Origin of the sequence: Palleronia salina (assembly GCF_900141995.1) — a bacterium.
GTDB classification, from domain to species: Bacteria; Pseudomonadota; Alphaproteobacteria; order Rhodobacterales; family Rhodobacteraceae; genus Palleronia; species Palleronia salina.
Genome location: NZ_FQZA01000002.1, coordinates 300808 through 320911 on the forward strand (window position 1 = coordinate 300808; position 20104 = coordinate 320911).

Consider the following 20104-nt stretch of genomic DNA (forward strand, 5'->3'; position numbering starts at 1 on the left):
ACAGCCAAACCGGCGGTCGTGCAATCTATCCCTGCGCGGCCAGCTTCGGCGCGAGCTGGTCCTGCATGGGCGGCCAGGGGCGCATGGCCTCGGCCCGGGCCCATTCGGCGATCCAGTCGGGCAGGGGCGGGCTTTGCACGCCGTCCATCACCTTGGCCACGTCGGCCATGGGCACCAGCCCCGCCTTCGACGTCACCGCCGTGCGCAGCAGCGCGTGCGAGGTGCAGGTCTCGCCCCGCCACATGCCCTGCTCGATATAAAGGAACCGGTCGTCCCAGCCGACGACGCGGGTGCGCATGTCGATCCGGTCGAACATCCGGACGCGGGCGCGATAGCGCACCGACGCCCCCGCGATGGTGCCCGCCCATTTCTCGCGCTTCATCACGTCGACGACGCCGATCCGCATGAACAGGATCATCCGGCCGAGGTCATAGAGCGTCAGGGTGCGACCGTTGTTCAGCTCCATCCACAGGTCGATATCGTGCGGCCAGCAGACGTGGCGGCTTTCGTGGGTGTCGAACAGGCCGAGCCGTGGGGCGTTGCGGTATTTCGCGGCTTCCTTGGCCATGCGGATGACGGGATACATGCGGCAGCACTCCTTTGACCCGGCAGGTGTCGCGACGCCTGCCTCCCGTCAAGCCTTGTCGCTGCGTCCCGGTGCCATTAGATCGGGCGGGATTGCAAGCGGTGGAGCCCCGGCCATGACCTCGATCTTCCAGATCCTGATGCTGATCCTCGACGTGATCTGGTTCATCATGATTGCCCATATCATCATGTCGTGGCTCATCAATTTCCAGGTTCTGAACCTGCGCCAGCCGCTGGTCGCGCAGATCTGGGACGGTCTGAACCGGATGCTCGAGCCGATCTACGGCCCCATCCGGCGCGTGCTGCCCAATACCGGCGGGCTGGACCTTGCCCCGCTGGTCGCGCTGATCGCGATCTACGCGCTGCGCATCATCCTGATCAACAACGCCGCCGCCTTCTACTGAGGCGACCCGCCGCGCTTGTGCGTGATTCCGCGATGTGGGATCAGGGTGGCATCCCTGACTGACCCAGCCGCAGATCGCCCATGAATGACCCCCGTGCGATCCTGTCCGAGGTGTTCGGTTTCTCCGATTTCCGCCCCGGGCAGGAAGACATCGTGACCGCCGTGGCCGAGGGCCGCGACGTGCTGGCCATCATGCCCACGGGCGGCGGCAAGTCGCTGTGCTATCAACTGCCCGCCTTGCTGGGCCATGGCGTGACGCTGGTGATCTCGCCGCTGATCGCGTTGATGCGCGACCAGGTGCGCGCGTTGCAGGAGGCGGGCGTCGCCGCCGGCGCGCTGACGTCGGGCAACACCGAGGCCGAGACCGACGCCGTCTGGCGCGGCCTGCATGACGGGTCGCTGCGCCTTCTCTACATGGCGCCCGAGCGGCTGGCCTCGGGCGGAATGGACCGGATGCTGAACGAGGCCGGGATCGCCCGCATCGCCGTGGACGAGGCGCATTGCGTCAGCCAGTGGGGCCACGATTTCCGCCCCGACTACCTGCGGATCGGCAAGCTGCGGCAGGCGCTCGACGTGCCGCTGGCCGCCTTCACCGCAACCGCCGATGCCGAGACACGGGCCGAGATCGTCGAGCGGCTGTTCGCGGGCCGCGAGCCGGTGCAGTTCCTGCGCGGCTTCGACCGGCCCAACATCCACCTGGCCTTTCGGCCCAAGGACCAGCCCCGCCGCCAGATCCTGGACTTCGCCCGCGCCCGCAAGGGACAATCGGGCATCGTCTATTGCGGCACGCGGGCCAAGACGGAAGGCCTGGCACAGGCGCTTTCGCAGGACGGCCACCCGGCCTGCGCCTATCACGGCGGGATGGAAGCCGATCAGCGCCGCGCGGTGGAAGGCCGCTTCGCCCGCGAGGACGGTCTGATCGTCTGCGCGACGGTGGCCTTCGGCATGGGGGTCGACAAACCCGACATCCGCTGGGTCGCCCATGCCGACCTGCCGAAGTCGATCGAAGGCTACTACCAGGAGATCGGCCGCGCGGGCCGCGACGGTGCGCCGGCGGAGACTCTGACCCTTTACGGCCCCGACGACATCCGCCTGCGGCGCATCCAGATCGACGAGGGCCTGGCCCCGCCCGAGCGCAAGGACGCCGATCACGGACGGCTGAACGCGCTTCTGGGGCTGGCCGAGGCGCTGGGCTGCCGCCGCGTGCAGCTTCTGTCCTATTTCGGGGAAGAGGCCGCGCCCTGCGGTAATTGCGACCTGTGCGACCGCCCGCCCGAAACCTTCGACGGGACCGAGGCGGTGCGCATGGCGCTTTCGGCCATCCTGCGGACCGAGGAATATTTCGGCGCCGGCCACCTAATCGATATCCTGACCGGCACCATGACCGACAAGATCCGCCAGCGCGGGCACGACAGCCTGCCGACCTTCGGGGTCGGCAAGGCGCACGGCAAGAAACACTGGCAGGGGATCTTCCGCCAGATGATGGGCCACGACCTGGTGCGCCCGGATGCCGAGCGGCACGGCGCGCTGCGCATGACCCATGCCGCGCGGCCGATCCTGCGCGGCGAGGCCTCCATCGACCTGCGGCGTGACGCGCTGCAAGCGCGCGACCGCCCGGCGGTGAAGACACTGGTCGATGACGAGGACGCGCCGCTCCTGTCGGCGTTGAAGGCCCAGCGCCGCGCGCTGGCCGAGGCGCAATCGGTGCCCGCCTACGTGATCTTCCCCGACCGCACCCTGATCGAGATGGCCGAGCGCAAGCCCCAGACCATGGACGACATGGCCGGGATCTCGGGCATCGGCGCGGTCAAGCTCGAGCGCTACGGCGCCACCTTCCTGAAGGTCATCACCGGCGCCGACGCGGGCGAGATGCACCCGGCCCGCCGCAAGCTGGCCGGCCGGACGGCGGGAACGACCTTCGACCGACTGCAGGATGTCCAGGCCCGCCTGTCGCGCGGCGCCGACGGGACCGGCAAGCCGCTCAGCTGCAATGCCGCGACCCTGCGCTGGATCGCCGAACGCAAGCCATCGACGCTGGACGACCTGTCGCGCGCGCCGGGCATTACCGGCCCCAAGCTCGACCGGTTCGGCGATGCTTTCCTCGCCGTTCTGGACGAAGGTTGAGGCCCTCGGCCCTGGTGCTAGCATCAGTATCGAAGTGAAATCGCAAGGAGCCGCCGATGCTGATCGTTCTGTCGCCCGCCAAACGCCTGGAGTGGGACGTGCCGCATGACACGGTCCAGCGCCCCGAATTCCAGCGGGATGCCAACATTCTTGCGGGCCACGCGCGGCAGCTATCGCTGCAGGACCTGAAATCGCTCATGGATCTGTCGGACGACCTGGCGAAATTGAACCGCGACCGGTTCCGCGCCATGGAGAATGCGCCCGATATCGACAATGCGCGGCCCGCGGTGCTGACCTTCGCAGGGGACACCTACCAGGGGCTCGAGGCCGAGACGTTGGACGACGCCGCGCTGGATTTCGCGGAAGGCCACCTGCGCATCCTGTCGGGGCTCTACGGTGTGCTGCGGCCCATGGATTCCATCCAGGCGTACCGGCTGGAAATGGGGTCGAAGCTGAAATCCCGGCGGGGCAAGGACCTTTACAATTTCTGGGGCGACACCATCGCGCAGGCGTTGAACGACCAGGCGGCGGACCTGGGCACCGACGTGCTGGTCAATTGCGCGAGCCAGGAATATTTCGGCGCGGTGGACAGGGATGCTCTCAAGTTGCGCGTCATCACGCCCAGGTTCCTGGAGGAAGGACCCAAGGGGCCGCGCATCGTCAGTTTCCACGCCAAGCGGGCCCGCGGCGCCATGGCGCGGTTCATCTGCGAACACCGCCTGACCGATCCGGACGCGCTCCGCGATTTCGACGCGGGCGGCTACGTCTACTCGGAAGAGCTGTCCGAGCCCGATGCGCCCGCCTTCTACCGGTCCGAGGCCGCGGCGGCCGACGCTGCCTGACAGCATTCCTCGCGACAGCAGGTGGGACGCACCTGTCCGTCTCAGGACCGTGGCATACAACTCGATCTGCGTCTGACCGGGCCCGAGCGGCCATGGCGGTCCTTGGGGAGATCGGGCGCGCTTTAAGGCTCTTCCCCGTCCTTGCCTCGTTGGTCGTCCGGTCCTTTTGGGCATCGTGTGAACATCCTCCCGCACGCGGACAAGACCGATGAAGAAAACGGCGCCGAGCTGATGCGCCCATCTGCGGCAGGGCGGACAAGGGACAGCTTAGGTTTCTCCAATGGTCTTTTGCCGCCGTGCCGCTGGCACTCTGTAAACCGCCGCCCGGTCAATGGACGAGAACGACGGGCCCAATGGCTTGGCTAGGGGGCACGAGGCTCTGATGGCACCATCTCGGCGCCTTCCGCAGGGACCGGCGGAAGATCCAGGGTCGCGTGGATCGCCATGCCCTCGCTGCTGTTTCGCACCCCGATGGTCCCGCCCATCATCTCGACCAGCGCGTGGCAGACCGAACGGCTGAGACCGTAGGATTGGCCATGCCGAGTGTCGCTTTCCTCGTCTCGACCGACAGGCTGGATTGTCCCCGGCCTGCCCGGGGCCGAAGTGCCGGGTCCCAGACGCGAGACCTCTATCTCGATGAGGCTCGGGGTGTCCCCGTCTCGCGGTGAACCGGAGATCGACAACTCGACCTCGCCGCCTTCGGTCGACTTGATCGCGTCGTCCAGCAGCGTGTCCAAAACCTGCCGGATGCGCCTTTCATCGCCCAGCCGCCGCGGTGAAAGGTCGGGGTCCAGCGTCAGCTTCAGGTCGGTTCCCCGGTCCTCTGCTCGCGCGCGCATGATCGCCACCGCCTGTCGCGCGCATGCCGCCACGTCGAGAGGGGCGCGGCTCAGGTCCAGCCGACCTTCCTCCATCGCGGTGATGTCGAGAATACCGTCGAGCAGCGTCAACACGGCCTCCGCCGAGCTTCGGATCGACTCCACCATATCGCCTTGCGACGGCGCCAATGCGTCGTCGGCCAGCATTTCGCTGACGCACAGGATCGCGTTCATGGGCGCCCGCAACTCGGAAACGACCCGGCTCAGAAAGTTCGACTTGGCCCGGGCGGCGGCGTCGGCGGCGGCGCGGGCCTCGTTCAGCGCAGCGCGCTGTTGCGCCAGGTGCGTGATATCGGAGCCGTGGACCGCTCGCCCGCCATCCGGCGTCGGCACCGCGCGCAGCCGCAGCCGTCGGCCATCCGCGGTACCGATGTCCCTGGGCGCGCTGCCCGCGTCGCGGAACTGTCCGAGAAGGCCATCGGCCTCAATCGGGTCTTCCGGCGCAGGATCGGGGCCGGGAGACCCCAGCGCGCGGAACGACGCGTTGCTCAGAACCAGCCGATCGTCACGGTCGAAGACGGCGAAAGGGTCCGCGACGGCCTCGACCGCGCCGCGAATGCAATGCTCGTGGGTATGATCGAGCGCGAGGCTCACGAAGCCTCCGTCGGGCATCGGGCGGTCGGACAGGGTGATGATCTGCCCCGACCAAAGATGGATCTGCATGTCCGGAACCGGCGAGCGATCGTAGCGCCGGAACACCTGCGCGATCCAGTCGCGGCCCGGCATCCGCGGATCGACGATGCCCTCCTCGATCATCAGGCGGCATAGATCGCGCAGCGCTATACCGGGTTTGACCGCGTCCAGCCCGTCGAAGATCGACAGGTAGGCCGCGTTGGCGCAGACCAGCCGAAGGTCGGCGTCGAAGACGGCGAAACCGTCGCGCATGGTGTTCAGCACCTGCCACAGCCTGGTCTCGGCCCGCGCCCGGTCCGACACCGTGGCCTGCATTGATTGCTCGGTTTCCAGCGCCAGAAGCTTGGCGCGATCCACGCGGGCCTGCATCTCGTCCAGCTGGGCGCGCTTTTCCAGGATCGCTTCGGTCAGCACGCGGCTGCGCCGTTCCATCCGCTCGGTTGCGGTGCGCAGGTCGCGCTGTCGTTGGCTCAGCTGACGTTCGGCGGCCAGCCGGGCGCGGCGTTCCTGCGCGACGAGACGGTCGAGTTGGGTGGGCACGGGCGGCAGTCCTCCTGCCGCCAGCCTTGCCTCTCCGCGGTTAAGGCGCGGTTAAGCGCGCCGGGTCAGAGCCGCTCGATGGCCAGCGCGATGCCCTGTCCGCCACCGATGCACATGGTGATCAGCCCGCGGCGCCCACCGGTCCGGTCAAGCTCGTACATCGCTTTCACGGTCAGGATCGCGCCGGTGGCGCCGACCGGGTGGCCAAGCGCGATGGCGCCGCCATTGGGGTTCACCTTGGCCGGATCGAGACCCAGCGCCCTGTTCACGGCGATGGCCTGGGCGGCGAACGCCTCGTTCGATTCGATCACGTCGAAATCGCCCCCCGACAGGCCGGTGCGCTCGAACAGCGACTCGCAGGCCGGGATCGGGCCGATCCCCATGACCTCGGGCCGCACGCCCGCGTGGGCATAGCCCAGGACGCGGAAACGGGGGGTCATGCCGGCGGCCTCGGCCGCGTCGGTACGGGCCATCACGATGGCTGCCGCACCGTCGTTGATACCGCTCGCATTGCCCGCGGTCACCGAGCCGTCCTTCTGGAACGCTGGGCGCAGGCCGGCGAGTTTCTCCATGGACGTGGCCTTCAGGTGCTCGTCGGTGTCGAAGGCCACGCTGTTTCGTTTCACCTGGACCTCGACCGGCACGACCTGGTCCTTGAACCGGCCCTCGTCCACGGCGCGGCGGGCGCGCGTCTGGCTTTCCAGCGCGAATTCGTCCTGCGCCGCGCGGCTGATGTCGCGTTCGGCGGCCACGTTCTCGGCCGTGACGCCCATGTGGCCGGTGCCGAACGGGCAGTTCAGCGCGCCCAGCATCATGTCCAGCGCGCGCACGTCGCCCATCTTCTGGCCGAACCGCGCGGGGGGAAGGATGTAGGGCGACCGGCTCATGGACTCGGCACCGCCGGCCAGCGCCACGTCGCAATCGCCGAGCGCGAGGTTCTGTATCGCCGAGACGATCGCCTGCGCCCCCGACCCGCACAGCCGGTTCACGTTCATGGCGGGGGTGGTGTCAGGGATGCCCGCCTCGATGGCGGCGGCGCGCGACAGGTACATGTCGCGCGGCTCGGTGTTGATGACATGGCCGAAGACCACGTGGCCGACCTGGCCGCCCTCCACGCCGGCGCGTTCCATCGCCGCCCTGGCGACCGTGGCGCCCAGCGTGATGGGCGGCGTGCCGGCCAGCGTGCCGCCGAACGTGCCGATGGCGGTCCGCGCGCCGCCGAGGATTACGATATCGTCCATGGTAAACTCCTCCCGATCCGTTGGCCGCACCCTAAGGCCGCGCCAAAGCCGGGTCACCCGCCAAAATCCCGCCGCGACGCGTGACGTCCGGGCACGCGCCCGGCTTCATCTTTCCACAAATACCTCGGGGGAGTCCGCGTCAGCGGACGGGGGCCGCGCCCCCGATCACCCCGCCGCCCCTCACATCCCCGGATGCCAGAGCGGGACCGTGGACATGGACATCTTGGCCGAGCCTTCCGTGATCTCGGCCGCGTGGGCAAGGTAGATCAGCGTGCGGTTCGCCTCGTCGTAGATCCGCTTGATCCGCAGCGATTTCAGGACGATCGAGCGTCGCTCGCGGAACACCTGCTCGCCGGCTTCGCTGCGGTCGATCTCGTCGAGATCGGCCATGTCGATGGGGCCGGTCTGGCGGCAGGCGATCGAGGCGTTGGACGGGTCCTCGAACCAGTTGCCCTGGCTCAGCCGGTCCAGCAGGCCGCGCTCGAAATAGGCGATGTGGCAGGTGACGCCGGCGATGTCGGGGTCGGCGATGGCCTCGATGATGATGTCGTTGCCGACCCAGTCGACGCCCACTTCGCCCACCTGTTCGGCGGTGGCGGACGGCGCGGCGAATGCCGCGGCCAGGGCAAGGGCGGGGAGGATGGAACGGGGCATTGCGGTCTCCTTACCGGGATGGTCTGCTCGATGGGCAAGTGGTGCGGCTCATGCGGCAGGATCACGCCGGGGCGCGAAATTGTCATCCCCGCAATCGGATTCCGGCGTTCTCATCCCGACCATGCTAGTCTAGCCAAGGGCAAACGCCGGCGGCACGGCCCCGGTTTCCAGAGCGGATGATCGATCATGGCACCTGTTCTTCGTATCGCGATTCTCACCGGCCTGCTGTCCGGCGCGGCCGCCGCGCAGGACAGCGCGCCGCCGCCGCGCGTCTCGGCGTCGCCGCCGACGGCGGACGAGGTGGCGCAGCGCCCGAAGGCCCGGCCGGACGGGCTGAACGATGCCCGCGCGGCCGAGATCCGGGCGCGCGACGCGGCCTTCGACGACTGGGTCGCGGCGTTCCGGGGGCGCGCGCTGGTGCAGGGCGTCAGCGGGGCGACCTTCGACGCGGCGTTCGAGGACGTGGGATACCTCGACGACGTGATCGAACGGGACCGCAACCAGGCCGAGTTCACCATGCCGATCTGGCGCTACCTGGACCGGGCCGTCTCCGACAGCCGCGTCGAGAACGGCCGCGCCGCGCTGGAGGAGCGCGCGCGCCTTCTGGACGCGATCGAGCTGCGTTACGGCGTCGAGAAGGAAATCGTCACCGCCGTGTGGGGCATGGAGTCCGCCTATGGCAGCCACCGGGGCGATATCGACACCATCGCGGCCCTGGCCACGCTGGCCCATGACGGTCGGCGCGGCAGCTTTTTCGAGGCGCAGCTCATCGCCGCGCTGAAGATCCTGCAATCGGGCGACGTGGCCCCGCGCGACATGCAGGGGTCTTGGGCCGGGGCCATGGGGCACACCCAGTTCATCCCGACCTCCTACCTGGCCTATGCGGTGGACTTCACCGGCGACGGCCGGCGCGACATCTGGGACGACAACCCGGCGGACGCCCTGGCCTCGACCGCGTCTTACCTTTCGTCTTTCGGCTGGGTCACGGGGCAGCCCTGGGGGGTCGAGGTGACGCTGCCCGACGGCTTTGACTACAGTCTGGCGTCGCGCGACGTGAAGCGGCAGCCGTCGGACTGGGCGGCGCTGGGCGTCACCCGCCCGGATGGCGAGGCCGTCGACGATTTCGGCGCCGCGTCGATCCTGCTGCCCGCGGGCGCGCAGGGCGCGGCCTTCATGATCTTCAAGAATTTCGAGGTGATCGAGCGCTACAACACCGCCGATGCCTACGTGATCGGGGTGGGGCACCTGGCCGACCGCCTGGCGGGGCAGGGGCCGCTTTCGACCGAGTGGCCGCGCGAGGACCGCACGCTGACCTTCGACGAGCGGGTGGAATTGCAGCGCCTGCTGACGCGGGCGGGCTTCGACACCCAGGGCGCGGATGGCCGTGTCGGGCCGCTGACGATTCGGGCCATCCGCGGCTACCAGCGGCAGACCGGGGCGGTGCCCGACGGCTACGCGTCTCTCATGCTGCTGGACGACTTGCGGGACGACGCCGGCTGAACCTCAGCAGGCCAGACCGCGCAGCCAGTTGGAATGCACCCAACCTTTCTGACTGTCGCGCACTCGTCGCGCGGGGCCGTTGCTGCCAAGGTAGTCGGGCCAGCCATCGGCGACCTGCGCAGGGTGACGCCGACCCACCGCCCGACGCCTTCAAAGATGTAGACCACGTCGCCGTTGTGCAACTCGTCGATCTCGCGGTGGTTCGATCCCGGACGCGCGCGCGGTGGACGCGAGCAGGGTGGCAAACGACGTCGATCTGCCCAAGGGCGCGTCGCCGCCTCCGGCTGACCTGCAATCCGGAAAAACGGCTACCGCTCAATTCGCTCAAGCGCCGCCCGGTCGTCTCAGCCGATTGTGCCGCGCGGGCCTTCTCCGACCTGACCGCGATGAATCAGCAGGTGATCGAGCATGACCGCCGCCGCCATCGCCTCGGCCACCGGGACGGCGCGGATGCCGACGCAGGGGTCGTGACGGCCCTTGGTCACGATCTCGGCCGCCTCGCCCGACTTGGTGATCGTGCGCCGGGTCTGCAGGATCGACGACGTGGGCTTCACCGCGAACCGCAGGACGATGTCCTGCCCGGTCGAGATACCGCCGAGGATCCCGCCGGCGTGGTTCGAGCCGAAATAATGCCCGTCGTCGCCCATGAAGATCTCGTCGGCATTGTCGGTGCCGGTCAGGCCGGCGGCCGCCATCCCCTCGCCGATTTCGACGCCCTTGACGGCGTTGATGCTCATCATCGCGGCGGCCAGGTTGGTGTCGAGCTTGCCGTAGACCGGCGCACCCAGCCCGGCGGGTGCGCCCGAAACGCACAGCTCGATCATGGCGCCGACGCTCTGGCCGTCCTTGCGCAAACCGTCGAGGTAGGTGCCCCAGTCCTCGGCCGCCACGGCGTCGGGCACCCAGAACGGGTTTTTGTCGATCTGGTCCCAGTCGAAGCGGTCGCGGTCGATATGCTTGGCGCCCATCTGCACCATGTAGCCGGTGATCTTCATGCCGGGCGCCAGAGCCGCCAGCGCCGCGCGTGCCACGCCGCCTGCCGCCACCCGGGCCGCCGTTTCGCGCGCGCTGGAGCGGCCCCCGCCGCGCGGGTCGCGGATGCCGTATTTCTGCCAGTAGGTGATGTCCGCGTGACCGGGGCGGAATTTCTCGGCGATGTCGCCGTAATCCTTCGACCGCTGGTCGGTGTTCTCGATCATCAGCTGGATGGGCGTGCCCGTCGTCTGCCCCTCGTAGGTGCCCGACAGGATACGCACGGCGTCGGCCTCGCGCCGCTGGGTGGTATAGCGCGACGTGCCGGGCTTGCGCTTGTCCATCCACACCTGCAGCGCCGCTTCGTCGATGGGCACGCCCGGCGGGCAGCCGTCCACCGTGGCGCCCAGCGCGGGCCCGTGGCTTTCGCCCCAGGTGGTGACGCGGAAAAGGTGTCCGTAGGTGTTCAGGCTCATGCGGTGCGCTCCGTTGACGCCAAGGGTGTTAGCGGTGGCCCGGACGTGTCTCAAGCGGTTTCGCCTTGATGCCGGGCCGGTGGGGCCTTAGCTCTTGTCCCACCTCGGGGTGCCCCTGGCGGGGCTGAGACGCGTGATGCGGACCCGTTGAACCTGAACCGGTTGATACCGGCGGAGGGAAGGTCGGTATCCGCTGCGCCCCCCCCCCGTTCGGCTTGGAGGATACGATATGAAACCCCACGCTTTGCTTGCATTGGGCCTGATGGCCGCGCCCGCGATGGCGCAGGACCGCCCCGTGCTGACAGTCTATACCTACGACAGCTTCGTTGCCGAATGGGGGCCCGGCCCGCAGATCGAGGACGCATTCGAGGCCGAGTGCGGCTGCGACCTGCAGTTCACCGCCGCGGGCGACGGGGCCGAGCTGCTCGCCCGGATCCGCCTGGAAGGCGAACGGTCCGAGGCCGACGTGGTGCTGGGCCTCGACACCAACCTGACGGCGGCGGCGAAGGAGACCGGGCTGTTCACCGACAGCGGCGTGAGCGACGTCGCTTGGGACCTGCCCATCGCGTGGGACGACCCCACCTTCGTGCCCTACGACTGGGGCTATTTCGCCTTCGTGCACGACGCGGGCTTCGACGCGCCGGGCAGCTTTCGCGCGCTGGCCGAGAGCGACACGTCGATCCTGATCCAGGACCCCCGGTCCTCGACGCCCGGGCTGGGCCTGCTTTTGTGGGTCGAAGCCGCCTATGGCGACGAGGCCGGCGTGATCTGGGACGGTCTGGCCGACAACATCGTCACCGTGACCAAGGGCTGGTCCGAAGCCTATGGCCTGTTCCTGGAGGGCGAGGCCGACATGGTGCTGAGCTATACCACCTCGCCCGCCTACCACCTGATCGCCGAGGACGACGACAGCAAGGAAGCCGCCCGGTTCGAGGAAGGGCACTACCTGCAGATCGAAGTCGCGGGCGCGCTGGCGGCGTCCGACCAGCCGGACCTGGCGCAGGATTTCCTGGCGTTCTTAGCGACGGACGCGGCGCAGTCGGTGCTGCCCACGACCAACTGGATGTATCCCGCCAAGACGCCCGAGGGCGGTCTGCCCGAGGGGTTCGAGACCCTGATCCAGCCCGACGAGGCCCTGCTGATCCCCGAGGCCGAGGTTCCTGCCGTGCGCGATGCGGCGCTTGAGACGTGGCGGTCCGCGCTCAGCCAATGAAGCAGCCGCTGACGCTGGCGGGGATCGCGGCGGGCGCGCTCGTCGTCCTGCTGATCCTCGGCAGTGTCGTGGCGGTCGCCCTGCGTGCCGAGCGGGGCGCGGGGCTGGGGGCTGCCGATTGGGCCGCACTGCGGTTCACCCTGTGGCAGGCGGCGCTGTCGGCCGTGTTCAGCGTCGCGCTGGCCATTCCCGTGGCCCGCGCGCTGGCGCGACGCCGGTTCCGTGGACGGGGGCTGCTCATCACGCTGCTGGGGGCGCCCTTCATCCTGCCCGTCATCGTCGCCGTGCTGGGCCTGATCATGGTTTTCGGGCGCGCGGGCCTGCTGAACGACGGGCTTGCCGCGCTGGGCCTGCCGGCGGTGTCGATCTACGGTGCCTGGGGCGTGTTGCTGGCGCATGTCTTTTTCAACCTGCCGCTGGCCACGCGGATGATCCTGCAGGGCTGGGTCGACATCCCGGCCGAGCGGTTTCGCCTCGCCGCCGCGCTGGGCATGGGGCCGGCGGCGCAGTTCCGTCTGATCGAGCTGCCGATGCTGGCGCGGGTGGTGCCGGGCGCGGCATTGGTGGTGTTCCTCATCTGCACGACCTCCTTCGCCGTGGCGCTGACCCTGGGCGGCGGCCCGCGCGCCACGACGATCGAGCTGGCGATCTACCAGGCGTTTCGCTTCGATTTCGACCTGGGCCGCGCGGCGCTGCTGGCGTTGCTGCAACTGGGCGTGACGCTGGCCGCGGCGCTGGTGGCGTTGCGGGTCGCGGCGCCCGAGGCCATGGGCGCGGGGCTCGACCGCCCGGTGCAGCGCTGGGGCCTGCCGGGACCGGTGGTCGATACGCTGGCCATCACCCTCGCGACCCTGTTCCTCGTGCTCCCGATGGTGGCGCTGGCGGCGCGGGGACTGCCGCACCTGGCGAACATGCCGCCCGAGGTCTGGGCCGCTGCGTGGCGGTCGGTGGTCGTGGCGCTGGGGTCGGCCGTGCTGACGATCGCGCTGGCGCTGCCGCTGGCCGTCGCGGTGGGACGGCTGCGCCCGAGGGCCGCCCGGGGGCTCGAGGTGGCGGGCATGCTGGGGATCGCGGCCTCGCCCCTGGTGATCGGCACCGGCCTGTTCATCGTGAGCTACCCGTTCATCGCGCCCGACCGGCTTGCCCTGCCGGTCACGGCGCTGGTGAACGCGGTCATGGCGCTGCCCTTCGCGCTGCGGCTGCTGGTCCCGGCGGTGGCGCGGGTGGAATCGGATTACGGACGTCTCGCCGCGTCGCTGGGGCTGAGCGGTTTCGCTTGGCTCCGCCTGGTCCTGCTTCCGCGTATCACCCGGCCGCTGGGCTTCGCCACGGGACTGGCGGCGGCGCTGTCCATGGGCGACCTCGGGGTCGTCGCGCTTTTCGCCGACGCCGAGGCGGCGACGTTACCCTTGCAGATGTATCGCCTCATGGGGGCTTACCGGATGCAGGACGCGGCGGCGGCGGCGCTTCTGCTGTTGGCGCTCAGCCTCGCCGCTTTCTGGATTTTCGACCGCGGGGGGCGCGCCGATGCTGACGCTTGAACGGCTGCGCCTCACCCGCGAGGATTTCGCGCTCGATGCGGATCTTGCTATTCCGCAAGGCGCCCGCGTGGCGATCCTCGGTCCGTCGGGTGCGGGGAAGTCCACGCTGCTGGCGGCCATCGGCGGTTTCCTGTCCCCGCGATCGGGCCGCATCCTGTGGGACGGAAAGGATATCACCGGGGCCGAGCCCGCCGCGCGGCCGGTGGCCACGATCTTCCAGGACAACAACCTGTTTCCGCACCTGACCGCGCTGCGCAACGTGGCGCTGGGGCTGGATCCGACCGGGCGGCTGTCCGCGACGACCCGCGACCGCGCGCTGGCCGCGCTGCGCGACGTGGGGCTAGACGGGTTCGCCGACCGCAAGCCCGGTGCGCTGTCGGGCGGGCAACAGAGCCGCGTGACCCTTGCCCGCGCCATGTTGCAGGACAAGCCGATCCTGCTGCTGGACGAGCCGTTCTCGGCGCTGGGCCCGGCCATGAAGGCCGAGATGATCGACCTGGTCCTTCGCGTGGCTGAAGAGCGCGGCCTGACGGTTCTGATGATCAGCCACGATCCCGCCGACGCGCTGCGGCTGGGCGGGCTGTCCCTTGTCGTGGCCGATGGCGTGGCGCATCCGCCCCGGCCCACGACCGAACTGATGGACGATCCGCCACCCGCACTGCGGGACTACCTGGCGCGCTAGGGTGCGTCCGGACCGCGCAAGAAAAAAGCCGCCCCAAGGGGCGGCTTTCGGTGTTTCGCGGTGTGGCCGGATCACTCGGCCGGGGCAGCTTTCTTGGCCTTCCGCTTATAGGGCGCCCAGATCCGCTTGTTGGTCAGGTAAAGCAGGGCTGCCAGCACGGCCAGCATCAGCACGCCGGTGAAGCCCGCCTGCTTGCGCGCGCCCAGCTTGGGCTCGGCCGCCCACATCAGGAAGGCCGCGACGTCCTGCGCCTCTTGCTGCATGCTGGCCTCGGTGCCGTCGGCATAGACCACGTCTTCACCGTAGAGCGGGGGCGCCATGGCGATCCAGCCGCCGGGATAGGCGGTGTTCTCGTAGAGGATCGCGCCGGCCTCTTCCTTGTCTTCGCCGGTATAGCCGGTCAGCAGCGACGCGATGTATTCCGGGCCGCCCATACCCTTGAAGAACTGGTTGATGCCCAGGCCATAGGGGCCGTGGAAACCGGCGCGGGCCTTGGCCATCAGCGACAGGTCGGGCGCGTTTTCAAGCGACGATTCGGGGAAGTGGTCGACGGGCCTGCGCGGGCGGTAATCGTCGATGTCCTCGTCGTAGATCTCGTAGAATTCCGCGTAGGCGCGCACCTGATCCTCGGGCAGGCCCGGCCCGCCCTCGTCACTCAGCGAGCGGATCGGCACGAACTTCATGCCGTGGCAGGCCGAGCAGATCTCGGTATAGACCTGCAGGCCGCGCTGCAGCTGCATCTGGTCGTAGCTGCCGAACGGCCCCTCGAACGAGAAGTCGTAGTCGGTTACGTGCGAGTCTTCGCTGCCCGCGGCCAGGACCGGACCGGTGGCGAGCGCCAGGGCCAGCGCCACGCCGGTGGTGAGTTTCTTAAGCATCATTCTTCCTTCTCACTCGGCCGGGTTCACGATGGTTTTCGTGCCGCCCGTGGCCGGTGCGTAGTGGCTGGCATAGTCTTCCTCGATCGTCTGCGGCTGCGGCAGCGGCTTCTCGATCAGGCCCAGCAGCGGCAGGATGACCAGGAAATACGCGAACCAGTAGGCCGACGCGATCAGCGAGATCGTGGCATAGGGTTCTTCCGCGGGCATGGCGCCCACCCACATCAGCACGAAGAAGTCGACGACCAGCAGGGCGAACCACCACTTGAACATGGGGCGGTAGCGGCCCGACCGCACGCTCGACGTGTCCAGCCACGGCGCCAGCGCCATGACCAGGATCGCGCCGAACATGGCCAGCACGCCGAAGAACTTGGCGTCGACGATGCCGCCGGTCACGAAGCTGGCGATCTGGACGACCCAGACCTCGGCGGTGAAGGCGCGCAGGATCGCGTAGAACGGCAGGAAGTACCATTCCGGCACGATGTGCGCCGGCGTCGCCAGGGCGTTCGCCTCGATGTAGTTGTCGGGGTGTCCCAGGTAGTTCGGCATGAAGCCCACGATGGCGAAGAAGATCGCCAGGATCAGGGCCAGCGCGAACAGGTCCTTGATCACGAAGTAGGGCCAGAAGGGCAGGGTGTCCTTCTGCGCGTCCTCCTTGCTGGTGCGCCGCACCTCGACCCCGGTGGGGTTGTTGTTGCCGGTGGTGTGGAAGGCCCAGATGTGCACCGCCGTCAGGCCGACCAGGATCATCGGCATCAGGTAATGCAGCGAGAAGAAGCGCGTCAGGGTGTATTCACCCACCGCCGGTCCGCCCAGCAGCCAGGTCTGCAGCGACTCGCCCACGAAGGGGATCGCGCCGAACAGGCCGGTGATCACGGTGGCGCCCCAGAACGACATCTGGCCCCACGGCAGCACGTAGCCCATGAAGGCGGTGCCCATCATCAGCAGGTACATCAGGATGCCGATGATCCAGGTCACCTCGCGCGGTTCCTTGTAGGAGCCGTAGTAGAGCGAGCGGAAGATGTGCAGGTACACGGCCACGAAGAACAGCGATGCGCCGTTGGCGTGCATGTAGCGCAGCATGAAGCCGCCGTTCACGTCCCGCATGATGTGCTCGACCGAGGCGAAGGCCTGATCGACCGACGGGATGTAGTGCATCACCAGCACGATGCCGGTGACGATCTGCAGCACCAAGGTAAAGGTCAGGACGATGCCCCAGATCCACATCCAGTTCAGGTTCTTGGGCGTGGGGATCATGATCGTGTCATAGGCGAGGCCCAGCACCGGCAGGCGCTTGTGCAGCCAGCGCTCGCCACCGGACTTGGGCTCGTAATGATCGTGCGGAATTCCAGCCATAGGGTGTACTCCTTATCCCAGTACGATGGTGGAGGCGTCGGCGAACGCGGCGACGGGCACCGGAAGGTTCGTGGGCGCGGGGCCGCGGCGGATCCGCCCGGCGGTGTCGTAGTGCGAACCGTGGCAGGGGCAGAACCAGCCGTTGAAGTCGCCGGCATTGCCCAGCGGCACGCAGCCCAGGTGGGTGCAGACGCCCATCTGGACCAGCCATTCCTCGCTGCCTTCCTCGCCCGGGACGGCCAGCGCGCGGTTGGCGTCGGTGGCCGGCGCGCCTTCTTCGATGTTCGCGTTACGCGCCTGCGGGTCGGGCAGGGTCGACACGTCCACGGCGTTCGCCTCGTCGATTTCCTCCTGCGTGCGGCGGCGGATGAACACGGGCTTGCCCAGCCACTGCACCGTCAGCTGCGTGCCGGGTTGCACCCCGCTCACGTCAACGCGGATCGAGGCCAGCGCCTGCACATCGGCCGAGGGGTTCATCTGGTTCACCAGCGGCCAGACAGCGGCGCCGGTGACGACGGCACCTGCGCCTGCGGTCGCATAGTAAAGGAAATCGCGGCGTGTTTCGCCGTGGTCGTCTGCGTGGGACACCGGGTGCTTCTCCATCTTTGATTTGCCCGCACCATAGCGTTGCACGGGCGATTCGCGCAAAGTCGGTCGCCTTCGACCTTTCGCGGAGGGTCTATAGCCGTTTTTTGCATCGGTCCAGCCGACAAACTGGCGCAGTTTCGCCAATTTCGTCCGGTCAAGGGCCGAAAAACGGCGACCCGCTACTCGGGTTTCGTCGCCTGCATCGAGCTCCGCTCGCCGAATTTCGCATACCAGTCCGCCAGCGCCGGGCGCGCGCTGCGCCAGTCCCGCGCGCCGTGGCGCAGGTCCAGGTAACCCAGCGCGCAGGCCACGGCGATCTGCGCCATGTTCAGCGGACCGGCCAGGTGGCTCATCCACTGCGCCTCGATCGCGTCGAGCGCGCGGGTGATCTTGGCCCACTGGCCCTCGACATAGTCCGGGAACTGCTTGTCCTCGGGGCGGACGCGGATCTCGTAGACCATGAGGATCCCGGCATCCATCACGCCGTCGGCCAGCGCCTCGAGCGTCTGGATCTCCCACTGCCGGGCGGCGGGGATCAGGTCGGCGCCCGCGCGGTCGGCCAGGTAGCGGCAGATCACGCGGCTGTCGAACAGGGCCGGACCGTCGGGACGGGTCAGGCAGGGGATCTTGCCCAGCGGGTTCTGGTTGGCGGGGTTGGGCGACAGCGGCGTCTGCGCCGATTCGACCAGCGTCACGTCTTCGGCCTGGCCGGTCTCGTGCAGGACGACCTTGACCTTGCGGACATAGGGCGAGGCTGCGGCGTGAAAAAGCTCCATCGACGATCCTTTCGCAAGGCACGGCACCGCGCCGCGCCGAAACGGAAAACTGCCGAAGTGGTAGCGGATGGAAGGTCGCGCCCGCAATGGCGTTCGCGTGCCTTCGCCCGGCGGGTCAGGCCGCGGTCAGGTGCGCGCCGTCGTGCCCGGTGATGGTCGTGCGCACGACCTGGCCCTCGGGGCGGTCGCTGGCGAAATGCACCTCGGCGAATTGCGCGGTGCGGCCCATGCGCGGGCTTTCCATCAGCACGTCGTGGCTGCGGCCCGATTGCGCGGCCAGGTGCCGCTGCACCGCGCTGTCGCCGGCGGCGCGCAGCCGCGCGGCGCGGTCCTTGATCGCGGCGCCGTCCACGGCGGGCATCCGGGCCGCGGGCGTGCCCTTGCGGGCCGAGTAGGGAAAGACGTGCAGCCAGGTCAGGTCGCAATCCTCCACCAGCCGCAGGCTGTCGGCGAAATGCGTCTCGGTCTCGGTCGGAAAGCCGGCGATGATGTCGGCCCCGAAGGTCATGTCGGGCCGCAGGCGCCGCGCCTCGGTGCAGAAGGCGATGGCGTCGCCGCGCAGGTGACGCCGCTTCATCCGCTTCAGGATCAGGTCGGAGCCGTGCTGCAACGACAGGTGAAGATGCGGCATCAGCCGGTCCTCGTCGGCGATCGCGTCCATCAACGCCGGATCAGCCTCGATCGAGTCGATCGAGCTGATGCGCAGGCGGGGCACGGCCGTCAGCTTCAGGATCCGCCGCACCAGGTCGCCCAGGCGCGGCTCGCCCGGCAGGTCGGCGCCCCAGCTGGTCAGGTCGACGCCGGTCAGCACCACCTCGTTATAGCCCTGGTCCACCAGCCGCGCGATCTGCTCGACCACGACGCCGGCGGGGACCGAGCGGGAATTGCCCCGCCCGAACGGGATGATGCAGAAGGTGCAGCGGTGGTCGCAGCCGTTCTGCACCTGGACGTAGGCGCGGGACCGGGTGCCGAAACCGTCGATCAGGTGGCCCGCGGTTTCGCGCACGGACATGATGTCGTCCACCTGCACCCGCTCGGTCGCGCCGATCAGGTCCGGCGCCATGCCGGCCCATGTCTCGGGCTGCATCTTTTCCGAGTTGCCGATGACGCGCGTGACCTCGGGCATGGCGGCGAAGGTCTCGGGTTCGGTCTGGGCGGCGCAGCCGGTGACGATGACCGGCTTGCCCGGGTTCTCGCGCGCCAGGCGGCGGATGTCCTTGCGGGCCTTGCGCACCGCCTCGGCCGTGACGGCGCAGGTGTTGACGATCACGGCGTCGGTCAGGCCGGCTTGCGCGGCCAGGTCCTTCATCGCCTCGGTCTCGTACATGTTGAGCCGGCAGCCGTGGTTGGAGAAGACGGGCGCGCTCATGACTGACCCGCGATCCAGTCGGCGCGGATCACGCCATCGGCCACGTGGGCGGTGGGCCCGGTCATCCAGACGCCGTCCTCGCGCCAGTCGACCCAGAGCGTTCCGCCGTCGAGGTCGATGCGCACGCGGCGCCCGGTCAGCCCGCGCCGCGCCGCCGCCACGGCGACCGCGCAGGAGGACGACCCCGAGGCCAGGGTCACGCCCGCACCACGTTCCCACACCCGGAGGCGCAGGTGATCGGGACCCACAAGCTGCGCGAGTTGCACGTTGGTGCGTTCGGGGAAAAGCGGATCATTCTCGACGCGCGGCCCGATCTCGGACAGGTCCACCGCCTCGACGTCGTCGACGAAGAAGGTGCAATGCGGGTTGCCCATGCCCGTCGCCACCGGATCGCCGTCCAGCGGCAGGTGGTCCAGGTCCACGTCGCGGGCCAGCGGCACCTCGCGCCAGTCCGGCACCGGCGCGCCCATGTTGACCGAGGTCAGGCCGTCGCCCGCGTCGCGCGCGGCCAAGTCGCCCCGGTCGGTGCGCAGGGTGACGGCATCGCGGCCTTCGTCCATCAGGTGACGCGCGATGCAGCGGGTGGCGTTGCCGCACGCGCCCGACAGGCTGCCGTCGCTGTTCCAGAAGGTCAGCCGCGCATCGGCACCGTCGCAGGGGTCGATGGTGGCCAGCTGGTCGAACCCCAGCCCGCGCCGCCGGTCCCCCAGCGCGCGCGCCAGAGCAGCCGTCACCGGCACGTCGCGGTGGCGGCGGTCGATGACGATGAAATCGTTGCCCAGCCCATGCATCTTCATGAACGGCACGTCTGTCTGGTCCTGCGGCACGCGCGCCATATATGCCCCTTTGGCGG

Annotated in this window: 18 protein-coding genes and 1 riboswitch; of the genes, 7 read left to right on the plus strand and 11 right to left on the minus strand. The window is 68.9% G+C overall.

The features are described from left to right. Nucleotides 1–25: 25 nt before the first annotated feature. On the minus strand, nucleotides 26–586 hold the full coding sequence (locus tag BUB76_RS04370) for an acyl-CoA thioesterase (protein ID WP_073127133.1): 561 nt from the start codon (nucleotides 584–586) through the stop codon (nucleotides 26–28). A 115-nt stretch (nucleotides 587–701) separates the two neighbouring features. On the opposite strand from BUB76_RS04370, the gene BUB76_RS04375 reads away from it, so the two are divergent. From BUB76_RS04375 to yaaA, 3 genes are all read left to right on the plus strand, one after another. Continuing rightward, nucleotides 702–989: a YggT family protein gene (locus BUB76_RS04375; RefSeq protein ID WP_073127135.1), complete on the plus strand. Its 288-nt coding sequence runs from the start codon at nucleotides 702–704 to the stop codon at nucleotides 987–989. 80 nt (nucleotides 990–1069) lie between these two features. Continuing rightward, the gene (gene recQ, locus BUB76_RS04380) at nucleotides 1070–3112 is read left to right on the plus strand and encodes a DNA helicase RecQ (RefSeq protein ID WP_073127136.1); all 2043 of its coding nucleotides are present in this window, start codon (nucleotides 1070–1072) and stop codon (nucleotides 3110–3112) included. 56 nt (nucleotides 3113–3168) lie between these two features. Next, nucleotides 3169–3954: a peroxide stress protein YaaA gene (yaaA, locus tag BUB76_RS04385; RefSeq protein ID WP_073127138.1), complete on the plus strand. Its 786-nt coding sequence runs from the start codon at nucleotides 3169–3171 to the stop codon at nucleotides 3952–3954. A gap of 362 nt (nucleotides 3955–4316) precedes the next feature. On the opposite strand, the gene BUB76_RS04390 is transcribed toward yaaA, so the two are convergent. The 3 genes from BUB76_RS04390 to BUB76_RS04400 form a co-directional block, all read right to left on the minus strand. Next, complete coding sequence (locus BUB76_RS04390; protein ID WP_073127141.1) at nucleotides 4317–6005, minus strand: sensor histidine kinase; 1689 nt, start codon at nucleotides 6003–6005, stop codon at nucleotides 4317–4319. A gap of 65 nt (nucleotides 6006–6070) precedes the next feature. After that, a complete protein-coding gene (locus tag BUB76_RS04395) occupies nucleotides 6071–7246 on the minus strand; it encodes an acetyl-CoA C-acyltransferase family protein (protein ID WP_073127143.1) in 1176 nt (391 codons plus the stop codon). 180 nt (nucleotides 7247–7426) lie between these two features. Then, entirely contained in the window at nucleotides 7427–7900 is a 474-nt protein-coding gene (locus BUB76_RS04400; RefSeq protein WP_073127145.1) for a CreA family protein, read from the minus strand. A gap of 186 nt (nucleotides 7901–8086) precedes the next feature. Between BUB76_RS04400 and BUB76_RS04405 the strand changes: the two genes are divergently transcribed. After that, nucleotides 8087–9400 carry a lytic murein transglycosylase gene (locus BUB76_RS04405; protein ID WP_073127147.1) on the plus strand — a complete coding sequence of 438 codons (1314 nt, stop codon included), beginning with the start codon at nucleotides 8087–8089 and terminating at the stop codon, nucleotides 9398–9400. A 344-nt stretch (nucleotides 9401–9744) separates the two neighbouring features. On the opposite strand, the gene aroC is transcribed toward BUB76_RS04405, so the two are convergent. After that, nucleotides 9745–10848, minus strand: coding sequence for a chorismate synthase (gene aroC / locus BUB76_RS04410; RefSeq protein ID WP_073127149.1), 1104 nt, complete (start codon nucleotides 10846–10848; stop codon nucleotides 9745–9747). A 95-nt stretch (nucleotides 10849–10943) separates the two neighbouring features. Beyond that, a riboswitch (TPP riboswitch) is annotated at nucleotides 10944–11045 on the plus strand. 32 nt (nucleotides 11046–11077) lie between these two features. On the opposite strand from aroC, the gene thiB reads away from it, so the two are divergent. Genes thiB through BUB76_RS04425 form a run of 3 tightly spaced genes read left to right on the plus strand, consistent with a single transcriptional unit; the run spans nucleotide 11078 to nucleotide 14284 of the window. Then, on the plus strand, nucleotides 11078–12061 hold the full coding sequence (gene thiB, locus BUB76_RS04415) for a thiamine ABC transporter substrate binding subunit (protein ID WP_073127152.1): 984 nt from the start codon (nucleotides 11078–11080) through the stop codon (nucleotides 12059–12061). Further along, nucleotides 12058–13602 carry a thiamine/thiamine pyrophosphate ABC transporter permease ThiP gene (locus BUB76_RS04420; RefSeq protein ID WP_175550263.1) on the plus strand — a complete coding sequence of 515 codons (1545 nt, stop codon included), beginning with the start codon at nucleotides 12058–12060 and terminating at the stop codon, nucleotides 13600–13602. The genes thiB and BUB76_RS04420 overlap by 4 nt, the downstream gene beginning before the upstream one ends. Then, nucleotides 13589–14284, plus strand: a complete 696-nt coding sequence (locus BUB76_RS04425; protein WP_073127543.1) for a thiamine ABC transporter ATP-binding protein — start codon at nucleotides 13589–13591, stop codon at nucleotides 14282–14284. The genes BUB76_RS04420 and BUB76_RS04425 overlap by 14 nt, the downstream gene beginning before the upstream one ends. Nucleotides 14285–14355: 71 nt before the next feature. On the opposite strand, the gene BUB76_RS04430 is transcribed toward BUB76_RS04425, so the two are convergent. The 6 genes from BUB76_RS04430 to dapF all read right to left on the minus strand — a co-directional run bounded on the left by BUB76_RS04430 (nucleotide 14356) and on the right by dapF (nucleotide 20087). Then, a complete protein-coding gene (locus BUB76_RS04430; RefSeq protein WP_073127156.1) occupies nucleotides 14356–15162 on the minus strand; it encodes a cytochrome c1 in 807 nt (268 codons plus the stop codon). Nucleotides 15163–15174: 12 nt separating this feature from the next. Then, complete coding sequence (locus BUB76_RS04435) at nucleotides 15175–16518, minus strand: cytochrome b (protein ID WP_073127158.1); 1344 nt, start codon at nucleotides 16516–16518, stop codon at nucleotides 15175–15177. A gap of 12 nt (nucleotides 16519–16530) precedes the next feature. Further along, the gene (gene petA / locus BUB76_RS04440; RefSeq protein ID WP_073127545.1) at nucleotides 16531–17106 is read right to left on the minus strand and encodes a ubiquinol-cytochrome c reductase iron-sulfur subunit; all 576 of its coding nucleotides are present in this window, start codon (nucleotides 17104–17106) and stop codon (nucleotides 16531–16533) included. 179 nt (nucleotides 17107–17285) lie between these two features. After that, complete coding sequence (locus tag BUB76_RS04445) at nucleotides 17286–17882, minus strand: glutathione S-transferase (RefSeq protein WP_073127160.1); 597 nt, start codon at nucleotides 17880–17882, stop codon at nucleotides 17286–17288. A gap of 115 nt (nucleotides 17883–17997) precedes the next feature. Further along, complete coding sequence (gene mtaB / locus BUB76_RS04450) at nucleotides 17998–19251, minus strand: tRNA (N(6)-L-threonylcarbamoyladenosine(37)-C(2))-methylthiotransferase MtaB (protein WP_073127162.1); 1254 nt, start codon at nucleotides 19249–19251, stop codon at nucleotides 17998–18000. After that, nucleotides 19248–20087 (minus strand): diaminopimelate epimerase, encoded by an 840-nt coding sequence (dapF, locus tag BUB76_RS04455; RefSeq protein ID WP_073127165.1) that lies wholly within the window; start codon nucleotides 20085–20087, stop codon nucleotides 19248–19250. The genes mtaB and dapF overlap by 4 nt, the downstream gene beginning before the upstream one ends. Nucleotides 20088–20104 lie beyond the last annotated feature (17 nt).